Here is a 17,109-nt window from a genome sequence, read left to right on the forward strand (position 1 = left end):
ATGTCGCGACCCACCACAAGCTCAACGGCGGCCAAGCATGCCAAGCCGGCGACGCGGCGCAATGCGCTGCCTGCCCGCCTCAGCCCCGGCATGGCCTGCGACACCGCGTTCCGGATCATCGCGCGCCGTCACCTCGATGCCGTCCTCGCCCAGCATGACGGCACCTGCCGCGGCGATCCCGACGCGCTGCACCAGATCCGGATCGCACTGACGCATCTGCGCACCGCCATCCGCTTCTTCTCGCCGATGGTCGACGACACTCTGCGCCCAAATGTCTGGGCCGAACTGAAATGGCTCAACAGCCAGCTCGGCATGGTGCGGGACCTCGACGTGGCGATCGAGCGGGTCGTCGCCGAGAGCGGCGACGAGCTCGCCGTCATTGCCGAGCTACAGCACTGGGACGAGAAACGCACCGAAAGCCACCGCCTGCTCGCGCGCGCACTGCAATCCGCGCGGTATCGCCGCCTTGTCGAGCAGACCTCGACCTGGATCGAGAGCGGCCCCTGGTCGACCCGGCGCAGCAAGGAAGCCATTCGACTGCGCCGCTGCACGCTCGCCGATCACGCGTCGGAGCGGCTGACCGAGTGGGAGACCAAGCTGCTCAAGAAAGCGCGAAAACTCCGCAAGCTCGACGTCGAGAAACGCCACAAGCTGCGGCTTCTCAACAAGCGGATGACCTATTCGATCGAGTCGCTCCAGGATCTGTTCGCCGGGGATTCACTGACGAAACAGAAGTCCATCCTCAAGAAATTGCGCAAGGCGCAACGCTCGCTCGGACACTTGAACGACGATGCGCGAGGACAAGCGCTGGCAGCGTCATTGAACGGCGCCGGCCTCGATGCGGGCAATCGCTTCCTCAACCGCAAGCGGGAAAAGAAGCTGTTGCGGACGGCGTCAGCGGCCTACCGGAAGCTGGACAAGACCAAGCCCTTCCGCTCCGCGGACCTGGCGCCGAGTGCCGAGCCGGAAGTTTAGGTGTGGACGTAGTCCCCCGGCGCATCGGGCAGGCCGGGAGAGTCTCCGATTCCGATCGGCGGCGGGTCGCAGGGCGCGCCGGAGCGTGCCGCCAGCCATTTGGCCCATTCCGGCCACCACGACCCTTCAACGTGCGGAGCCAGCTTCAGCCATTCGTCTGCACCAACGTAGGGCGCGTCCTCGGCTTTGGTCAGCACCTGATAGCTGTGGCCTGGCTCCTCCGGAGGCGCAACGACGCCGGCATTATGGCCGCCGCTGGTCAACAGGAACGTCACGTCGGCGTCGACCTGGTAGTGGATTTTATAGACGGAGCGCCACGGCGCCACGTGATCGGCGAGCGTGCCGACCACGAACATCGGCGCGTGAATATCGGATAGCGAAATGCTCCTGCCGCCGACATGGTATCGCCCGCCGGCCAGATCGTTGTCGAGGAATAGCTTGCGCAGATACTCCGAATGCATGCGATAAGGCAGCCGCGTTGCGTCCGCATTCCAGGCCATCAGATCGTTCAGTGGCGCGCCCTCGCCCATCAGATAGTCGTGCGACAGCCGCGACCAGATCAGTTCGTTGGAGCGCAGCAGCTGGAAGGCGCCGGCCATCTGCGTCGTGTCGAGATAGCCACGCTGCCACATCATGTCTTCGAGAAAGGCGACCTGGCTCTCATTGATGAAGAGCGTCAGCTCTCCGGCCTCGGTGAAGTCGGTCTGGGCCGCAAGAAGAGTGACGGTGCCGAAACGGTTGTCACCGTCGCGCTCCATCGCGGCGGCGGCGATCGACAGCAATGTGCCGCCCAGACAATAGCCGAGCGCATGGGTCTTCCGGCCCGGCATGACCAAGCCGATCATGTCCAGCGCCGCCATGACGCCCAGCCTGCGATAATCGTCGAAGGCGAGATCACGATCCCTTGCATCGGGGTTGCGCCAGGAGATCGCAAACACGGTGAAACCCTGACCGGTCAGATATTTGACCAGCGAATTCCGGGGCGAGAGATCGAGGATGTAGTATTTCATGATCCAGGCCGGCACGATCAGGATCGGTTCGGGTCGGACCTGCGCGGTCGTCGGAGAGTACTGAATCAGCTCGATCAGCTCGTTGCGATAGATGACCTTGCCGGGCGACGCCGCCACCGTCTTGCCGACCACGAACTGCGCGTCATCCGCCGACCTTGAGTTGGACAGCAGGCGCATCAGGTCGCTGCACCAGTTCTGCCATCCGAAAACGAAATTCTCCCCGCCGCTCAGGAATGCCTTCTCCAGAACCTTTGGATTGGTCGCCATGAAATTCGACGGCGCCAACATGTCGAGCGTCTGGCGCATCGAGAACTCGACGATGGCTTCGTTGGCGTGCGACACGCCGCGCACGCCGGTCGTGGCATCGTGCCACCAGCGCTCTCCCAGCAGAAATGCCTGCGCCAGCAGATTGAACGGCGCGGCCTCCCATTGCGGTCCGGTGAAGCGGCGATCCCGGTCCTGCGGCTGGATCACAGACCACGGCTTCTGCTCCGGCGACGTCGCGTGCGCCACAGCCTCGGCCAACCGGCCGGTGTCGCGCAGGATGTTGCGGAAAATCTCCATCTGACGCTGCGGCGCCGCAGCGAGATGCGAACCCCAATCGAGCCAGGCGAGCGACAGGGCCAGCGGTGAAATGCCGCCCGTGAACCGTGCCAGCATCGCGTGAAACGCGCGATCGAGAGGATATGGCTCTGATGCAGGCAACGGGTCGGCCGCAACCGGCGCCCCCGAACGCTTTTCGGAGCCCGCCGTCGAGACCTCGGGAGCAGCCGTGGGATTGACGGGGAGAGCCTGCACCGCCGGCTCCTTGGCTCGTGGAAGTATCTGCACGACGCTCATGGCTCAATGTTCCCGAGGGCTTCTGTTTGATGTCGGCGGCAGGATATGGCGCGGCTTCGCGTAAGCCTTGAGCTGCATCAAACCGAGGGCAAGGATCACAATTGCTTCATCGGAACGGCAGGCTTCGTCCGATTGACCTGAGTCAAGCCGTCCCCCGGCGTCCGCGTTAATTTTTGTGCATCGAAATTCGACAAGCCAGCGGAGTTGTCCATGCGCGCCCACCAGATCATGACCCGGTCGGTCATCTCGGTTAACCCCGACACCAGCATCGTCGAGGCGGCGAATATCATGCTGAAGCGGCATGTCAGTGGTCTCACGGTGGTCGACGATACCGGCAAGCTGGTCGGCGTCGTCTCGGAAGGAGATTTCATCCGCCGCAGCGAAATCGGCACCGGGCGCAAGCGCGGACGCTGGCTGCGGTTCATCCTTGGTCCAGGCAAATCCGCCAGTGACTTCGTCCACGAGCACGGCCGCAAGGTCGCGGAGGTGATGACCGACTCGGTCGTGACCATCACGGAGGATAAGGCGCTCGCCGAGATCGTCGACCTCATGGAGCGCAACAACGTGAAGCGACTGCCGGTGGTGCGCGGCGACCAGGTCGTCGGGATCGTATCCCGCGCCAACCTGCTGCAGGCGGTGGCGGGGCTCGCCCGCGAAGTGCGGGATCCGACGGCAGACGACGACCACATTCGCAACCGCATCATCGACACCATGGAGAAGAACGATTGGTGCCCGTTCGGACTGAACGTCATCGTCCGCGACGGCATCGTTCACCTCAGCGGCGTCATCTCCGAAGAGCGCACGCGGCAGGCCGCGATCGTCGCAGCGGAGAACGTCGAGGGTGTGAAGAAGGTGCACGACCATCTGTGCTGGGTCGACACCATGTCGGGCATCTATCTGAACTCGCCCGAGGATGACGAGCTCGCCAAGGCTAGCTGAGAAGGCGAGTTGAGCCGAGCTGAGTCAGCGCGGAATGACGGCGGTGGCCTCGATCTCGACGCGCGCCGCCTTCTCGACGAGGCGCACCACCTGCACCAGTGCCATCGCGGGGTAATGCGCCCCGAAAATCGCACGGTAGATCTTGCCGAGCTCCTTCAAGTTCGACAGGTACTCTTCCATGTCGACGACGTACCAGGTCAACCGCACGAGGTGCTCTGGTCGCGCACCGGCCTCGGCCATGATAGCGGCGATGTTGCTCAGGGTCTGGTGCACCTGCGCAACGAAGCCTTCCGCGAGACGCTCTTCGGCATCCCAGCCGATCACCCCGCCGGTGACGACGATGCGGCCCTCGGCGGCCATGCCATTGGCATAGCCCTTCGGCATCGGCCACCCCGACGGCTGGAGCACCTGCACCCGCGAACGGGTGTCATCGTCGGCTGCGGTCGGCAGCACCGCGAGCTGCGGGCCCTTCGGCGTCGTCACGGGCAATTCTCCATCCTTATCATTCCACCGCGACGCCCGAGGACGTCACCGCGGCCTGCGCCAGTTGCCGCAGGGTAAAGCGCTTCAATTTTCCGGTCTCGGTCTTCGGCAGTTGCGTCACGAACTCGATCGCGCGCGGATATTTGTACGGCGCGATCTCGCGTTTGACATGTTCCTGCAACTCGGTCACCAGCTGCGCGTCCGGTGTCACGCCGGGCGCCGCGACGACATAGGCCTTCACGATCATGCCGCGCGCCTCGTCCGGGGCACCAACCACACCGCACTCGGCGACCGCCGGATGCGTGAGCAGTGCCGCCTCGACGTCCGTGCCGGCGATATTGTAGCCCGCCGACACGATCATGTCGTCGGAGCGGGACTGGTACCAGAAATAGCCGTCGCCATCCATCAGATAGGTGTCGCCGGTGATGTTCCAGCCGTCCTGGACGTATTTGCGCTGGCGCTCGTCGGCGAGATAGCGGCAACCGGTCGGCCCGCGCACCGCGAGCTTCCCCATGGTGCCCGGCGGAACGCCACGGCCCTCATCATCGACGATCTTGGCTTCATAGCCCGGCACGGGCTTTCCGGTGGCGCCGGGACGGATCTCGTCCTCGGTTGCGCTGATGAAGATGTGCAGCAGCTCGGTCGAGCCGATGCCGTCCATCAGTTTGATGCCGGTGGCCTTGAGCCAGGCATCGAAGGTTGGCTTGGGCAGCGTCTCGCCTGCGGAAACACATTTGCGAAGCGAGGAGATGTCGTGGCCCGACAGCTTGCCGATCATCGCCCGGTATGCGGTCGGCGCCGTGAAGCAGACCGTGGTCTTGTATTGCTCGATCGCCGCCAGCATGTCGTCCGGCGTCGTTTTCTCCAGCACGACGAAGGAGGCGCCGATATGCATCGGAAACAGCACGCCGCCGAAGCCGAACGTGAACGCGAGCGGCGCCGAGCCGATGAAGCGATCCTTCTGCTCGGCCCGCAAGATATTGCGCGCATAGCCGTCGCAGACCGCGAGCATGTCGCGATGGAAATGCATGGTGCCTTTGGGATCGCCTGTGGTGCCCGACGTGAAAGCGATCAGGCAGACATCGTCCGAGGCGGTATCGACGGCCTTGAATTCCGCGCTAGCGCCGGCAATCAGCGCTTCGAGCGAGTCCGCCGCGCCATTGCCCCAATAAACGACCCGTCTGAGAGTCGGCGCAGCCGCTTTCGCCTTCTCCATTTCTTCGGCAAGCTTGCCGTCGCACAGCGCCAGCGCAATCTCCGCCTTCTGAATCGGATAGGACAGCTCCTTGGCGCGGAGCAGCGGCATCGTCGCCACGACGATGCCGCCGGCCTTGATGACCGCGAGATAGGTCGCGACCATCATGGGGTTGTTGGCCGAGCGCAACAGCACGCGCCCGCCGGGGATGAGACCAAGCTCGCCGACCAGCACGTTGGCGAGGCGGTTCACGAGTGCCTGCAGCTCGCGATAGGTGTAGCTGACGGTGGGGCTGATGACGCAGGGCGCATTGCCATGCCCCTGCTCGACCCAGCGATCGAGGAAGTAGCTGACGCAATTCAATCGAGGCGGATAGCGCAGCTCCGGCCGCGTGAAGATGAACTCGGGCCAGAGTTCGCGCGGCGGCAGATGCTGCTGCGCAAACGTATCGACATGGGCCGTCGCAGCGTTGCCGTCATGCGAGCCCGTCACTTGAACCTTGGCGGCGTTGGCCATCGCACGCTCCTTTCAGCATGGATTGCACCCGGCAGCACGATCTGGAAAACATTTTAGGCTTAAAACAATTTGGCGCAATAGCGGATTTTGGGCATGCCGTGCTTTTTCCTGCGGCAAAAGGGATTGGGCGGCCTGCCGGCCCCGTGCTTACGGCCGGCGGCGCGCGGCCGATTTCTGCGCCGACGCCTTGGTCTTGGCGAGGAGGCGCATCAATTCGCGCACATCCTTCGGCGAGAGATCGGCGAAGAGATCGGCGATCCAGGTCTCGTGCTCCGCAGCCATCCTGCGGAACTCGGCGCGGCCGAGCTTCGTGAGGCGGATCACCTGGACACGGCGATCCGTCTCCGAAGTACGTCGATCGAGATGGCCGGATTCCACGAGGCGCTCGACGAGACCGGTGACGTTGCCGTTCGACACCATCATCCGCTTGGAGACATCGGACAGCGTCATGCCATCGGGCGCCTTGTCGAGCTGCGCCATCAGATCGAAGCGGGGCAGCGTGACGTCGAACCGCTGCCGCAGCCGGCCGCGAACCTCGCCCTCGATCAGGGTCGTACAGGTCAGGAGGCGCAACCACAGCCGAAGCTCTTCGGCGTGGTCTTCCGGCGTTTCGACGGCCTTGGTCTCGGAATCGAGCATCTCGGTGCGGTCACTCTCGGCGGGCATTGGCGCCGGCACGGATTCCCCAACATTTTGAGCTTCAAATAAATTGAAGCCGGCCGCAAGTCCAAAGCTGCAACAATCGACCGCACGTGAATTTCTTTAGGCTTCAAATAATTGGCGCGACGCTTGCATGCGCACTGCCGCTCGAATGGCGACGTCTTGAGCTTGCTTGCCGCGGCAGCCATCATCGGCATAAGCTTGGATCGGAGTACGCGGCCTGCAGCGCTCGCCGATAGTCACGAGGGAAAGATCATGAAGACGCAAATGACCTTGGCCGCAGCCACCGTGCTGCTTGGCGCCGCGATGACCCCAGCCCTCGCCGAGGAGAAGATCAAGCTGGGCGTGATCGTGACCCTGTCGGGGCCCGCGGCCGCGCTGGGTCAGCAGGTTCGCGACGGCTTTGCGCTCGCGGTGAAGGATCTCGGCAGCAAGATGGGCGGCCGTGACGTCGAGGTCGTCGTGGTCGACGACGAACTGAAGCCGGACGCGGCGGTGACCAAGGCCAAGGGCCTCCTGGAACGCGACAAGGTCGACTTCGTGATCGGCCCGATCTTCTCCAACATCCTGCAGGCGATCCACCGGCCCGTGACGGAATCGAAGACCTTCCTGATCAGCCCCAATGCCGGCCCGTCGACGTTCGCCGGCAAGGACTGCAACCCCTTCTTCTATGTGACCTCGTATCAGAACGATCAGGTGCACGAGATCCTCGGCAAGGTGGCGCAGGATCGCGGCTACAAGCGCATGTACCTGATGGTGCCGAATTATCAGGCCGGCAAGGATTCCGTGGCGGGCTTCAAGCTCGACTACAAGGGCGAGATCGTCGAGGAATCCTACATGCCGCTGAACACGCTGGACTTCCAGCCTGAGTTGTCCAAGATCTCGTCGCAGAAGCCCGATGCCCTCTTCACGTTCATGCCGGGCGGCCTCGGCGTGAATCTGGTCAAGCAATACCGGCAGGCCGGGCTCGCCGACAGCATTCCGGTGCTCTCGGCGTTCACGGTGGATGAATCGACCCTGCCGGCACAGCAGGACGCGGCCGTCGGCATGTTCGGCGGCGCGAACTGGGCTCCCAACCTCGACAATCCCCAGAACAAGAAGTTCGTCGCCTCCTACGAGGCCGCCTACAACGTCGTGCCCGGCACCTACGCCTTCCAGGCGTATGACGCCGCGATGTTGATCGACAGTGCGGTCAAGGCCGTGAAGGGCGATCTCTCGAACAAGGACGCCGTCCGGACCGCGCTGAAGAAGGCCGACTTCACCTCGCTGCGCGGCGCCTTCAAGTTTAACACCAATGGCTATCCGATCCAGGATTTCTATCTGACCAAGGTCGCCAAGCGTTCGGACGGCAAGTTCCAGACCGAGATCGTCCAGAAGGTCTTCGAAAATTATGGCGACCGCTATGCCAAGGACTGCAAGGCGAACTAGGTGGTGTGGACACTTATCGCATCCATAAGACGATGGCAGCGAGGGTGACGACGGCACGGTAGTTTCGGGCGGTCTTCTCGAAGCGGGTTGCGACGCGGCGGAACTGCTTGAGTTTTGAGAAGCAGCATTCGACGAGATGGCGCTGGGCATAAAGATGCTTGTCGAGCGGGTATTTGATCGCACGTGACGGATTGTTGGGAATGACGGCCATCGCTCCCTTGGCAGCGATGGCTTGGCGCAAGTGATCGGCATCATAGGCCGTATCGGCCATGACGACCTCGGCGGGCAAGCCGTCGATCAATGCGGCGGCTTGCGGTGCATCACCCTTCTGACCTGCGGTAAGCATGAGCCGCACGGGACATCCCAAGCCTCGAACGGCCATATGTATCTTGGTGCTCAGGCCCCCGCGCGAGCGGCCGATCGCTTGATCTTCCACTTGATCTTCAGACCCCCTTTTTGGCCCCGGCGGCGTGCTGATGCGCCCGAACGATGGTGGAATCGACGATCAGATATTCGAAGTCCGGATCATCAGACATCGCCTCGAAGATCCGCCACCAAACACCCTTGATGCTCCATCGACTGAAGCGCCGGAACACGCTGTTCCAATCTCCAAACGCCTCTGGAAGATCACGCCAGGGAGAGCCTGTTCGTACGATCCACAGCACACCTTCCACGAACATCCGGTTGTCGCGCCCGGTGGAGCCTTTCTGATCGGGGCGACCTATGATGAGCGGCGCCATCCGTTCCCACGCCGCGTCGCTCAACACCAAACGGTCCATCACACCCAAGGCGGCCTCCCAAAAAGAAGCCTTGAATCTGATTTGCTCCTAAAAGGGAATCCTTAGAGTCCACACGACCTAAGCCATGTATCGCGTTACGGGAGGACTGCAATGAAGAGTGAAATCACCGGCATCACGCGGGCCAATGAAGGGATCCAGGGCATTTCCTGGAACATCCTCGGCCAGACCTATGTGCCGAAGAGCAATACCGAGCACAGCTTCTCCTGGCATGCGACCTTGCCGCCGGGCACGTTCGTGCCGCCGCACATCCATCCCGACCAGGATGAGTATCTCTACATGCTCGAGGGCAAGCTCGACTTCGTGCTCGGCAATTCGGAGTCGCAGGCGACCGCGGGCGATTTGATCCGGCTCGGCATGGGCGTGCCGCACGGCATCTTCAACAAGTCGGAGCAGACCGCAAAGGTGCTGTTCTGGGTGTCGCCGACCAAAAAGCTGTTCGACCTGTTCTGGGGCCTTCACAACATGAAGGAGCAGAAGCCGGAGGACGTCGTGGCGATGGCCGCCGAGTTCAACATCCACTTCCTGCCGCCGCCGCCCGGCGCCGGCTAGCGGCGCGTCTTACGCACGGACCGCAGCAAGTCCCGGCACGGCGGCGAAGCCGGCCTTGGTGGCATAGCCGCGTACGATCGCCTCGCGCTGGGAATAGCTCAGGACGTTGTCGACGTTGTCGAATCCATCTGGCGCGAGCTGCTCGACGGCGTCGATGACGCCCTCGGGACCGCCGCGTCGGTTGGAGCGGACGATGTCGGCCGTCATCGGCAGACGCTTCTTCTCGTATTCGAGCAGCGCTTGGCGCGGATGCTCGGCGCGCACCAGCGCGTCCGCAAGGCAGCGCGCATCGAGGATCGCCTGTGACGCGCCATTGGAGCCGACCGGATACATGGGATGCGCGGCGTCGCCGAGCAGCGTGACGCGTCCGGACGACCAGTATGGCAAAGGATCGCGGTCGCAGGTCGGATATTCATAGAATTCGGGCGTCGCCGAGATCAGGCTCTTCACATCGACATAGGGCACCGAGAAGCGCGCCACGTGCGGCATCAGCTCTTCGCGGCGGCCCGGCCGCGACCAGTCTTCTTTCCGCGGCGGCGGCGCGTTGCCCTCGCCCACCTTCACCAGCACGGCCCAGTTGGTCAGGCGGCTCGCCGGGCTCGATCCTTCCGCGATCGGATAGATCACCACCTTGGCATTGAGGCCGCCGGCCACGATCATGGATTTGCCAGTGAGGAACAGCGGCCAGTCGCGCGCACCGCGCCATAGCATCAGGCCATTCCAGCACGGCGGGCCTTCGTTCGGGAACAACGTCTCGCGGACGCGGGAATGGATGCCGTCGGCACCGATCAGGATATCGCCGCGCGCCGTGTGAATGTGCGCGCCTGCACGATCGAAGAAGTAAGCGGTGACGCCGCCCTCGTCCTGCGTGAACGCACCGAGCCGGCAGCCAGTGTGAATCGCCTCCTGACCGAGCCGTTCCTCAACGGCGCGATGGATGACGCCCTGGAGGCGGCCGCGATGGATCGAGAATTGCGGCACGTCGTGGCCGGCGTCGATGCCGCGGGCTTCGCGCCAGACCTCCTGGCCGTGGCGGTTGAGATAATAGAGCTGATCGGTGCGGATCGCGACGTCGTCGAGCTTCTGCAACAGGCCGAGACCTGCGAGCTCGCGCATCGCATGCGGCAGCGTGTTGATTCCGACGCCGAGCTCGCGAATGGTGTCGGCCTGCTCGAAGATCTCACAATCCAGCCCGCGCGAGCGCAGCATCAATGCCGTGGTGAGACCACCGATACCGCCACCGACGATAATCGCCTTCATCGCCCAAACTCCACTCGAAACACAGGCAATGGGTTAACGTCGCACGGGCGGTCACTCCGCCGCAAGCGGCTTTGTCGCCTCCGCCTTGAGCTCGGCCCGGGTCTTGGGCTTAGCCTTAATGCGCAGCTCGTCGAGGTCCTGCCGATCGCGGACGCTGTTGCGGAAAATTTGCTCTTTTCCCGGCAGATATTGTGGCGGACAGAACGCCTCGTTTGCTCCGTACCAGGCCGCCGCCTTCATGGTGAAGAACGGGTCGACCAAATGCGGGCGGCCGAGCGCGACGAGATCCGCCCGGCCGCCGGCCAGGACGGTGTTGGCCTGGTCCGCCGTCGTGATGTTGCCGACGCACATCGTGGCCACGCGCGCCTCGTTGCGGACCTGATCCGAGAACGGTGTCTGGAACATGCGCCCATAGATCGGCTGCGCGTCGCGGACGGTCTGCCCCGTCGAGACGTCGACGAGATCGACACCGGCTTCGGCGAAGGCGCGCGCGATCGCCACCGCGTCATCGCCGGTGATGCCGCCGTCGGCCCAGTCGGTCGCAGAAATGCGCACCGACATCGGCTTGTGCGAGGGCCACACCGCCCGTAGCGCCTCGAAGATTTCGAGCGGGAAACGCAAACGGTTCTCGAGCGAGCCGCCATACTCGTCCGTGCGGTTGTTCGTCAGCGGCGAGATGAAGCTCGCGAGCAGATAGCCGTGGGCGCAGTGCAGCTCCAGCATGTCGAAGCCGCAGCGCTCGCCGCGCTCGGCCGCCGCGACGAAAGCATCCTTCACCGCGTTCATGCCGGCACGATCGAGCTCGCGCGGCACCTGACTGTCGGGGAAATAGGGCAGCGGCGATGCCGAGAACACGTCCCAGCCGCCATCTTCCAGTGGCCGGTCCATCCCGTCCCACATCAGCTTGGTCGCGCCTTTGCGGCCGGCGTGGCCGAGTTGCAGGCAGATTTTCGCGGCCGAATTGCCGTGGACGAACTCCACGATGCGCCGCCAGGCGGCCTCCTGCTCGTCGTTCCACAAACCGGCGCAGCCGGGCGTGATGCGGGCATCGCGGCTCACGCAGGTCATCTCGGTGAAGATCAGCCCGGCGCCGCCAATCGCGCGCGAGCCATAATGCACCAGGTGGAAATCGGTCGGCACGCCTTCCTTGGCCGAATACATGCACATCGGCGACACCACGGCGCGATTGGCGAGCTTCATCTCGCGCAAGCGGAACGGCTGGAACAGCGGCACCATCGGACGGTCAGTGTCGACATCGAAGCCGCTGCCGCGCACCTGCCTGGCGAACGACTTGTCGACCTCCGCCACGAAATCCGGCGCGCGGAGCTTGAGATTGTCATAGGTGATCGCCTTCGAACGCGTCATCACGCCGAAGGCAAACTGCACGGGATCAAAATTCCAGAAGCGATCGACATGCTCGAACCAGACCAGCGAGACGTCGGCGGCGTGCTGTGTCTTCTCGACTTCCTCACGGCGGCCATGTTCATAGAGATCGAGCGCCGCCTTGGTGCTCGGCGCGTTCTGCATGGCGTCGGCCAGCGCAATCGCGTCTTCCATCGCGAGCTTGGTGCCGGAGCCGATCGAAAAATGCGCGCTCGCCTTGGCATCACCAAGCAGCACCATGTTGTCCTTGACCCAGCGCTTGCTGCGGATCATCGGAAAATTGCGCCACATCGAGCGATTGGTGAGCAGCTTGTGCCCGTCGAGGAACCAGCCGAAAATGTCGGCCATGCGCGCGGCGGACTGGGTCTCGTCCAGCCCGGTCAGCCCGGCCCGCTCAAAGGTCTCAGGGTCGGTCTCGAAGATCCAGGTCGAGTGTCCGACCTCATACTGATAGGCGTGGGCGATGAACGGACCCCACTCGGTCTCCTGGAAGATGAAGGTGAAGGCGTCGAGCGGCCTGGTTGAGCCCATCCAGGCGAACTTGTTGGAGCGGACGTCGACCTGCGGCTGGAAATGGTCGAGATATTTCTCCCGGAAGCGGCTGTTGATGCCGTCGGCAATCAGGATGAGATCGGCATCGGCGAAGCGGGAGTCGTCCTCGACGTCCACCTCGAAGTGCAGGACAACGCCAAGCTCGCGGGCCCGCTCCTGGAGAATCAGAAGCAGTTTGCGCCGCGAGCAGCCGCAAAAGCCGTTACCGCCGACCCGGTGGACGGTCCCGCGAAAATGCACCGCGATGTCGTCCCAATAGGCGAATTCCTGGGTGATGCGGCGGTAGCTCGGAAGATCGTGCTTTTCGAAATTGTCCAGCGTGGCGTCGGAGAATACCACGCCGAAACCGAACGTGTCGTCGGCCCGGTTGCGTTCATAGACCGCGACGTCGGCGCTCGGGCGCTGCTTCTTGAGCAGGATCGCAGCGTAGAGACCCGCGGGTCCGCCACCGATGATCGCGACTTTCATAGGAGCCTCGCCAATCCACCCGGCCATGAAACTATTTTAAGCCTAAAATAATTTCGCGCAAGTCCCCTTGCTGACGATACCGGGGAAAGGCGCCCGCTCAATCGCCCCTGAAGACCGGCTTGACCTTGTTGGCGAAAGCCTCGAAAGCGCGCGTGAAATCGGCCGTCGTCATGCACAGCGCTTGGGCGACGGCTTCCGCCTCGATCGCCTCCTCCACCGACATGGCCCATTCCATTGCCAGCATCCGCTTGGTCATGGTGTTGGCGAAGGTCGGCCCTTCCGCGACCTGCTTGGCCAGCGATTGCGCCTGGGTCAGCACCTGCTCCGGCGTCACGATGCGGCTGAAGAAGCCCCAGCGCTCGCCCTCCTCCGCGGTCATGAACCGCCCAGTGTAGAGCAGCTCGGAGGCGCGGGACTGTCCGATGATCCGCGGAAGGATCGCGCAGGCGCCCATGTCGCAACCGGCGAGGCCCACCTTGTTGAACAGGAACGCGACCTTGGCCCCGCTCGCTGCGAGGCGCATATCCGATGCCATGGCGACGATCGCACCGGCCCCGGCACAGATGCCCTCGACCGCAGCCACGATCGGCTGCGGGCAGGCCCGCATCGCCTTGACGAGGTCGCCGGTCATCCGCGTGAAGGCCATCAGCCCCTTGGTGTCCATCTTCACCAGCGGACCGATGATCTCGAACACGTCACCGCCGGACGAGAAATTACCACCGGCGCCGGTGACGACGATGGATCTGACCTCGTCGTCGAATGCGCAAGCGCGGAAGAAGTCGGTCAGCTCCCGGTAGCTTTCGAACGTCAGTGGATTCTTTCGTTCGGGCCGGTTGAGCGTGACCGTCGCAACGCCGTCGACCACCGCCAGCAGGAAGTGCTGCGGCGAATAGTCCGCGAGCGGAATGGTGACGGGATTTGCTGGTCTGCTCATGCGATCTCCTTGGCTTCCTTGTTCCGCGCCTGCGCCAGGCACGCTAGACCTCGCCCCCGGCCACTGCAATCGCCTGCCCTGTGATCGCACCGGCGCCTTCGCCGCACAACCAAAGAACCGCGTCTGCCACCTCCTGAGGCGTGATCAGGCGTCCTTGCGGATTGTGCTTGGCGAGCTCTGCGATCGCCTGCTCGCGGCTACGCCCCGTCTTGGTCATGATGTTCTCGATGCTGCCGGCGACGAGATCCGTGTCCGTGAAGCCGGGACACACCGCGTTCACGGTGACATTGCTGCCGGCCATCTCGAGGGCAAGGGAACGCACGAGGCCGACCACGGCGTGCTTGGCCGCAACGTACGCACTGACATAGGCGTAGCCCTTCAACCCCGCCGTCGACGCGACCGCGACAATACGGCCGTAGGGACGGCCCTTCATGTCCGGCAGCACGGCACGGACGGCGTGGACCACGCCCATGAAGTTGACATCCATCATGCGCGTGAAAAGAGCGGTGTCCGACTTCGCGAATGGCGCCGATTCAGCGCTGCCAGCGTTGGCAATGAGGATATCGATCGGCTGCCGCACGCTCGCCTCGGCAATGGCGGCCTTCAATGACGCTTCGTCGGAAACATCCGCGACGGACGCAAAATGCGCGGCGCCGGCGTCGACCGCCTCTGCGAGAGTCGCCGCATTCCGGCCAAGCACGGTCACGGTGGCCCCGGCACCGACGAGAGAGGCCGCGATCGCGCGGCCGATGCCGCGACCTCCACCTGTCACCAGCGCGTGCGGCGAGTGCGGCAATCCGGACATGCGCAGGCTCCCTCGGATCTCGTGATCGTTGCTCCCTATATTTTAACCTTCAAATTTTTGCAACGAAAGCGGCGGTCGCCGCCCCGAACATCACGGCACGCGAGGCGGCCCGAAAATTGCTTTAAGTATAAAATTATTGCTTCCCATCCCCCACAGGCCTGTTAGCATCACAGCGCCGAGCAAAAGGATGTCGCGTGTCGCAGCCTGCGCCAATGATAACAAAGGACGGACGCTTCTCCTATGAAGCCGCGGGCGATCCGAACGCGACACCTCTGATCTTCCTGCATGGCATCGGTGGCGCTGCGCGAGCCTGGCGGCGCCAGCTTGCCACATTCGGGCGCCGCTTCCGCGCCATCGCGTGGGATATGCCGGGCTATGGCGGATCGGCGCCGCTTGCCAGCGTCAGCATCGCTGCCCTGGCGCAGGCGCTCCAGCAATTCATCGAGCAACTCGGGGCAACCAGACCCATTCTCGTCGGCCACTCGATCGGCGGCATGATCGTCCAGAAATGGCTGGTACAGTCCCCGAAACCGGCTCGCGCGGTCGTGCTGGCGCAGACCAGCCCCGCCTTCGGCAAGGCCGATGGCGACTGGCAGAAGTCGTTCATTGCGGCGCGGCTCGGGCCACTCGATCGCGGCGAGACGATGAAATCGCTGGCGCCGTCGCTGGTGAAAGAACTCGTCGGCGACGATCCGGATCCAAAGGGAATGGAGCTTGCGCGCGAGTGCATGGCAAGCGTGCCGGAGGCGAGCTATCGCGCCATGATGCTAGCCTTGATCGGGTTCGATCAGCGCAGCACGCTCAAGGACATCTCCGTTCCGACGTTGCTGCTGTCCGGGTCCAAGGACAACAACGCGCCGGCACCGATGATGGCGAAAACGGCGAGCTACATCCCCTCCGCCGAATATGTCGAACTGCCCGGCGTCGGCCATCTCGCCAACCTCGAGCGTCCCGATGCCTTCGACGAAGCGCTTGGCCGCTTCCTGAATTCCGTTACGACCAAAGCGTAAGGTGACGACGCGATGACCATGCAAGTCAGCAAGACCATCGGCGCGAGTAACAAGGTGGCGCTGGATGCGCCGATCTTCGATCCCGTCGCATTCCGCCTGAACGACGAGCAGGCCGGCATCATCGCGCGCGCCCGCGAGATCGGCCAGAGCGTGTTCGCCGCTCGCGCCGCCGCTTACGATCGCGAGGCGATCTTTCCGGTCGAGAACTACCGCGACCTGCACCGCGTCGGCCTGCTTGGCATCGCCGTTCCCAAGAAACACGGCGGGCTCGGCGCGAACTACCAGACATACGCCTTGGCGGCGGCCGAGATCGGCCGCTATTGCGGTGCGACCGCGCTGACCTGGAACATGCATGTCTGCTCGACCCTGTGGTCGGGCCCACTCGCCGACGACCTCGACATGGACGCCGAAACCCGGGCTGAGCACGAGCGGCGTCGGGCGGTGCACTACAACCGCATCATCGATGACGGCGCGATCTATTCGCAGCCTTTCTCGGAGGGTGGTGCGGCCGCCGCCGGCGGCGTCGCCTTCGGCACGGAAGCAAAACCCGTGGAAGGCGGCTGGATCGTCAACGGCAAGAAGATCTTTGCATCGCTCTCCGGCCACGCCGACTATTACGGCGTGCTTTGCACCGAGATCGAGGAAGGCGAGAAGGCATCGCGCCGCAACACGCTTTATCTCGCCATCTCCGCCAAATCGGACGGCGTCTCGGTCGTCGGCGACTGGGATCCGCTCGGCATGCGCGGTACGGTTTCGCGGACGCTTCTTTTCAAGGATGTGTTTGTACCTGGCGATTCTGCGCTGATGCCGCGCGGCGTCTATTTCCAGGCCGCGATGCGCTGGCCGCACATGTTCCTGACGTTGTCGCCGACCTATATGGGCCTGGCGCAAGCCGCCTACGATTTCACCGTGCGATACTTGCGCGGCGAAGTGCCGGGCATGCCGCCGGTCAAGCGGCGGATGTACCCGACCAAGCAGATCGCGGTCGCGCAGATGCAGATCAAGCTCGAACAGATCAAGGCGATCTGGTTCCAGGCCGTCACCGAAGCGTGCGCCAATCCGAGCAAGGAACAGGTGCTGCGAGCCTATGCCGCGCAATATTCGGTGATGGAGGGCGCCAACGAGCTCGCCGCGCTCGCGATCCGCACCTGCGGCGGTCAGGCCATGCTTCGCTCGCTGCCGCTGGAGCGGATCTATCGCGACAGCCGCTGCGGCTCGCTGATGCTGCCCTGGACTGCCGAATTGTGCCTCGACCGGATCGGACGCGAGGCGCTGTATGAGGCTGGCGAGACGGACGACTGA

14 protein-coding genes and 1 pseudogene are annotated in these 17,109 nt (G+C 63.7%); 6 read left to right on the forward strand and 9 right to left on the reverse strand.

Features of this window, described 5'->3' with window-relative positions; all coding sequences use genetic code 11:
• On the forward strand, window positions 1-975 hold the full coding sequence (locus IVB26_RS28195) for a CHAD domain-containing protein (RefSeq protein ID WP_247968371.1): 975 nt from the start codon (window positions 1-3) through the stop codon (window positions 973-975).
• On the opposite strand, the gene IVB26_RS28200 is transcribed toward IVB26_RS28195, so the two are convergent.
• Window positions 972-2,825 carry a PHA/PHB synthase family protein gene (locus IVB26_RS28200; RefSeq protein WP_247968372.1) on the reverse strand — a complete coding sequence of 618 codons (1,854 nt, stop codon included), beginning with the start codon at window positions 2,823-2,825 and terminating at the stop codon, window positions 972-974. The two genes, IVB26_RS28195 and IVB26_RS28200, sit on opposite strands and share 4 nt — an antisense overlap.
• A gap of 210 nt (window positions 2,826-3,035) precedes the next feature.
• Here IVB26_RS28200 and IVB26_RS28205 point away from each other — a divergent pair, with 210 nt between their 5' ends.
• On the forward strand, window positions 3,036-3,764 hold the full coding sequence (locus tag IVB26_RS28205) for a CBS domain-containing protein (RefSeq protein ID WP_247968373.1): 729 nt from the start codon (window positions 3,036-3,038) through the stop codon (window positions 3,762-3,764).
• Between the two features lie 24 nt (window positions 3,765-3,788).
• Here the strand turns inward: IVB26_RS28205 and IVB26_RS28210 are convergent, their stop codons facing one another.
• From IVB26_RS28210 to IVB26_RS28220, 3 genes are all read right to left on the reverse strand, one after another.
• Window positions 3,789-4,247 (reverse strand): RidA family protein, encoded by a 459-nt coding sequence (locus IVB26_RS28210; protein WP_247968374.1) that lies wholly within the window; start codon window positions 4,245-4,247, stop codon window positions 3,789-3,791.
• 19 nt (window positions 4,248-4,266) lie between these two features.
• Window positions 4,267-5,958 carry a benzoate-CoA ligase family protein gene (locus IVB26_RS28215; RefSeq protein ID WP_247968375.1) on the reverse strand — a complete coding sequence of 564 codons (1,692 nt, stop codon included), beginning with the start codon at window positions 5,956-5,958 and terminating at the stop codon, window positions 4,267-4,269.
• A 147-nt stretch (window positions 5,959-6,105) separates the two neighbouring features.
• Window positions 6,106-6,624: a MarR family winged helix-turn-helix transcriptional regulator gene (locus tag IVB26_RS28220; RefSeq protein WP_247968376.1), complete on the reverse strand. Its 519-nt coding sequence runs from the start codon at window positions 6,622-6,624 to the stop codon at window positions 6,106-6,108.
• A 249-nt stretch (window positions 6,625-6,873) separates the two neighbouring features.
• Here IVB26_RS28220 and IVB26_RS28225 point away from each other — a divergent pair, with 249 nt between their 5' ends.
• Window positions 6,874-8,046 (forward strand): ABC transporter substrate-binding protein, encoded by a 1,173-nt coding sequence (locus IVB26_RS28225; protein WP_247968377.1) that lies wholly within the window; start codon window positions 6,874-6,876, stop codon window positions 8,044-8,046.
• 13 nt (window positions 8,047-8,059) lie between these two features.
• Here the strand turns inward: IVB26_RS28225 and IVB26_RS28230 are convergent.
• Window positions 8,060-8,834: pseudogene (locus tag IVB26_RS28230) on the reverse strand (IS5 family transposase).
• A gap of 102 nt (window positions 8,835-8,936) precedes the next feature.
• Between IVB26_RS28230 and IVB26_RS28235 the strand changes: the two are divergent.
• The gene (locus IVB26_RS28235) at window positions 8,937-9,395 is read left to right on the forward strand and encodes a cupin domain-containing protein (RefSeq protein WP_247968378.1); all 459 of its coding nucleotides are present in this window, start codon (window positions 8,937-8,939) and stop codon (window positions 9,393-9,395) included.
• Window positions 9,396-9,404: 9 nt separating this feature from the next.
• On the opposite strand, the gene IVB26_RS28240 is transcribed toward IVB26_RS28235, so the two are convergent.
• The 4 genes from IVB26_RS28240 to IVB26_RS28255 all read right to left on the reverse strand — a co-directional run bounded on the left by IVB26_RS28240 (window position 9,405) and on the right by IVB26_RS28255 (window position 14,797).
• Window positions 9,405-10,655, reverse strand: a complete 1,251-nt coding sequence (locus IVB26_RS28240) for a flavin-dependent oxidoreductase (RefSeq protein ID WP_247968379.1) — start codon at window positions 10,653-10,655, stop codon at window positions 9,405-9,407.
• Window positions 10,656-10,706: 51 nt separating this feature from the next.
• On the reverse strand, window positions 10,707-13,058 hold the full coding sequence (locus tag IVB26_RS28245) for a bifunctional salicylyl-CoA 5-hydroxylase/oxidoreductase (RefSeq protein ID WP_247968380.1): 2,352 nt from the start codon (window positions 13,056-13,058) through the stop codon (window positions 10,707-10,709).
• A gap of 97 nt (window positions 13,059-13,155) precedes the next feature.
• Window positions 13,156-13,992, reverse strand: a complete 837-nt coding sequence (locus IVB26_RS28250; protein WP_247968381.1) for an enoyl-CoA hydratase family protein — start codon at window positions 13,990-13,992, stop codon at window positions 13,156-13,158.
• 43 nt (window positions 13,993-14,035) lie between these two features.
• Entirely contained in the window at window positions 14,036-14,797 is a 762-nt protein-coding gene (locus IVB26_RS28255) for an SDR family NAD(P)-dependent oxidoreductase (RefSeq protein WP_247968382.1), read from the reverse strand.
• Window positions 14,798-15,009: 212 nt separating this feature from the next.
• On the opposite strand from IVB26_RS28255, the gene IVB26_RS28260 reads away from it, so the two are divergent.
• Both IVB26_RS28260 and IVB26_RS28265 read left to right on the forward strand, forming a co-directional pair.
• Complete coding sequence (locus tag IVB26_RS28260) at window positions 15,010-15,807, forward strand: alpha/beta fold hydrolase (protein ID WP_247968383.1); 798 nt, start codon at window positions 15,010-15,012, stop codon at window positions 15,805-15,807.
• Between the two features lie 12 nt (window positions 15,808-15,819).
• On the forward strand, window positions 15,820-17,109 hold the full coding sequence (locus IVB26_RS28265; protein ID WP_247968384.1) for an acyl-CoA dehydrogenase family protein: 1,290 nt from the start codon (window positions 15,820-15,822) through the stop codon (window positions 17,107-17,109).

The organism is Bradyrhizobium sp. 195, from assembly GCF_023101665.1.
Lineage (GTDB): Bacteria > Pseudomonadota > Alphaproteobacteria > Rhizobiales > Xanthobacteraceae > Bradyrhizobium.

Excerpts from the sequence above, each read along its gene's own strand:
- IVB26_RS28265 (WP_247968384.1), top strand. The coding sequence starts at position 15,820 with ATGACCATGCAAGTCAGCAAGACCATCGGCGCGAGTAACAAGGTGGCG.
- IVB26_RS28240 (WP_247968379.1), bottom strand. The coding sequence starts at position 10,655 with ATGAAGGCGATTATCGTCGGTGGCGGTATCGGTGGTCTCACCACGGCA.
- IVB26_RS28215 (WP_247968375.1), bottom strand. The coding sequence starts at position 5,958 with ATGGCCAACGCCGCCAAGGTTCAAGTGACGGGCTCGCATGACGGCAAC.
- IVB26_RS28245 (WP_247968380.1), bottom strand. The coding sequence starts at position 13,058 with ATGAAAGTCGCGATCATCGGTGGCGGACCCGCGGGTCTCTACGCTGCG.
- IVB26_RS28225 (WP_247968377.1), top strand. The coding sequence starts at position 6,874 with ATGAAGACGCAAATGACCTTGGCCGCAGCCACCGTGCTGCTTGGCGCC.
- IVB26_RS28250 (WP_247968381.1), bottom strand. The coding sequence starts at position 13,992 with ATGAGCAGACCAGCAAATCCCGTCACCATTCCGCTCGCGGACTATTCG.
- IVB26_RS28260 (WP_247968383.1), top strand. The coding sequence starts at position 15,010 with ATGATAACAAAGGACGGACGCTTCTCCTATGAAGCCGCGGGCGATCCG.
- IVB26_RS28235 (WP_247968378.1), top strand. The coding sequence starts at position 8,937 with ATGAAGAGTGAAATCACCGGCATCACGCGGGCCAATGAAGGGATCCAG.
- IVB26_RS28200 (WP_247968372.1), bottom strand. The coding sequence starts at position 2,825 with ATGAGCGTCGTGCAGATACTTCCACGAGCCAAGGAGCCGGCGGTGCAG.
- IVB26_RS28220 (WP_247968376.1), bottom strand. The coding sequence starts at position 6,624 with ATGCCCGCCGAGAGTGACCGCACCGAGATGCTCGATTCCGAGACCAAG.
- IVB26_RS28195 (WP_247968371.1), top strand. The coding sequence starts at position 1 with ATGTCGCGACCCACCACAAGCTCAACGGCGGCCAAGCATGCCAAGCCG.
- IVB26_RS28205 (WP_247968373.1), top strand. The coding sequence starts at position 3,036 with ATGCGCGCCCACCAGATCATGACCCGGTCGGTCATCTCGGTTAACCCC.
- IVB26_RS28255 (WP_247968382.1), bottom strand. The coding sequence starts at position 14,797 with ATGTCCGGATTGCCGCACTCGCCGCACGCGCTGGTGACAGGTGGAGGT.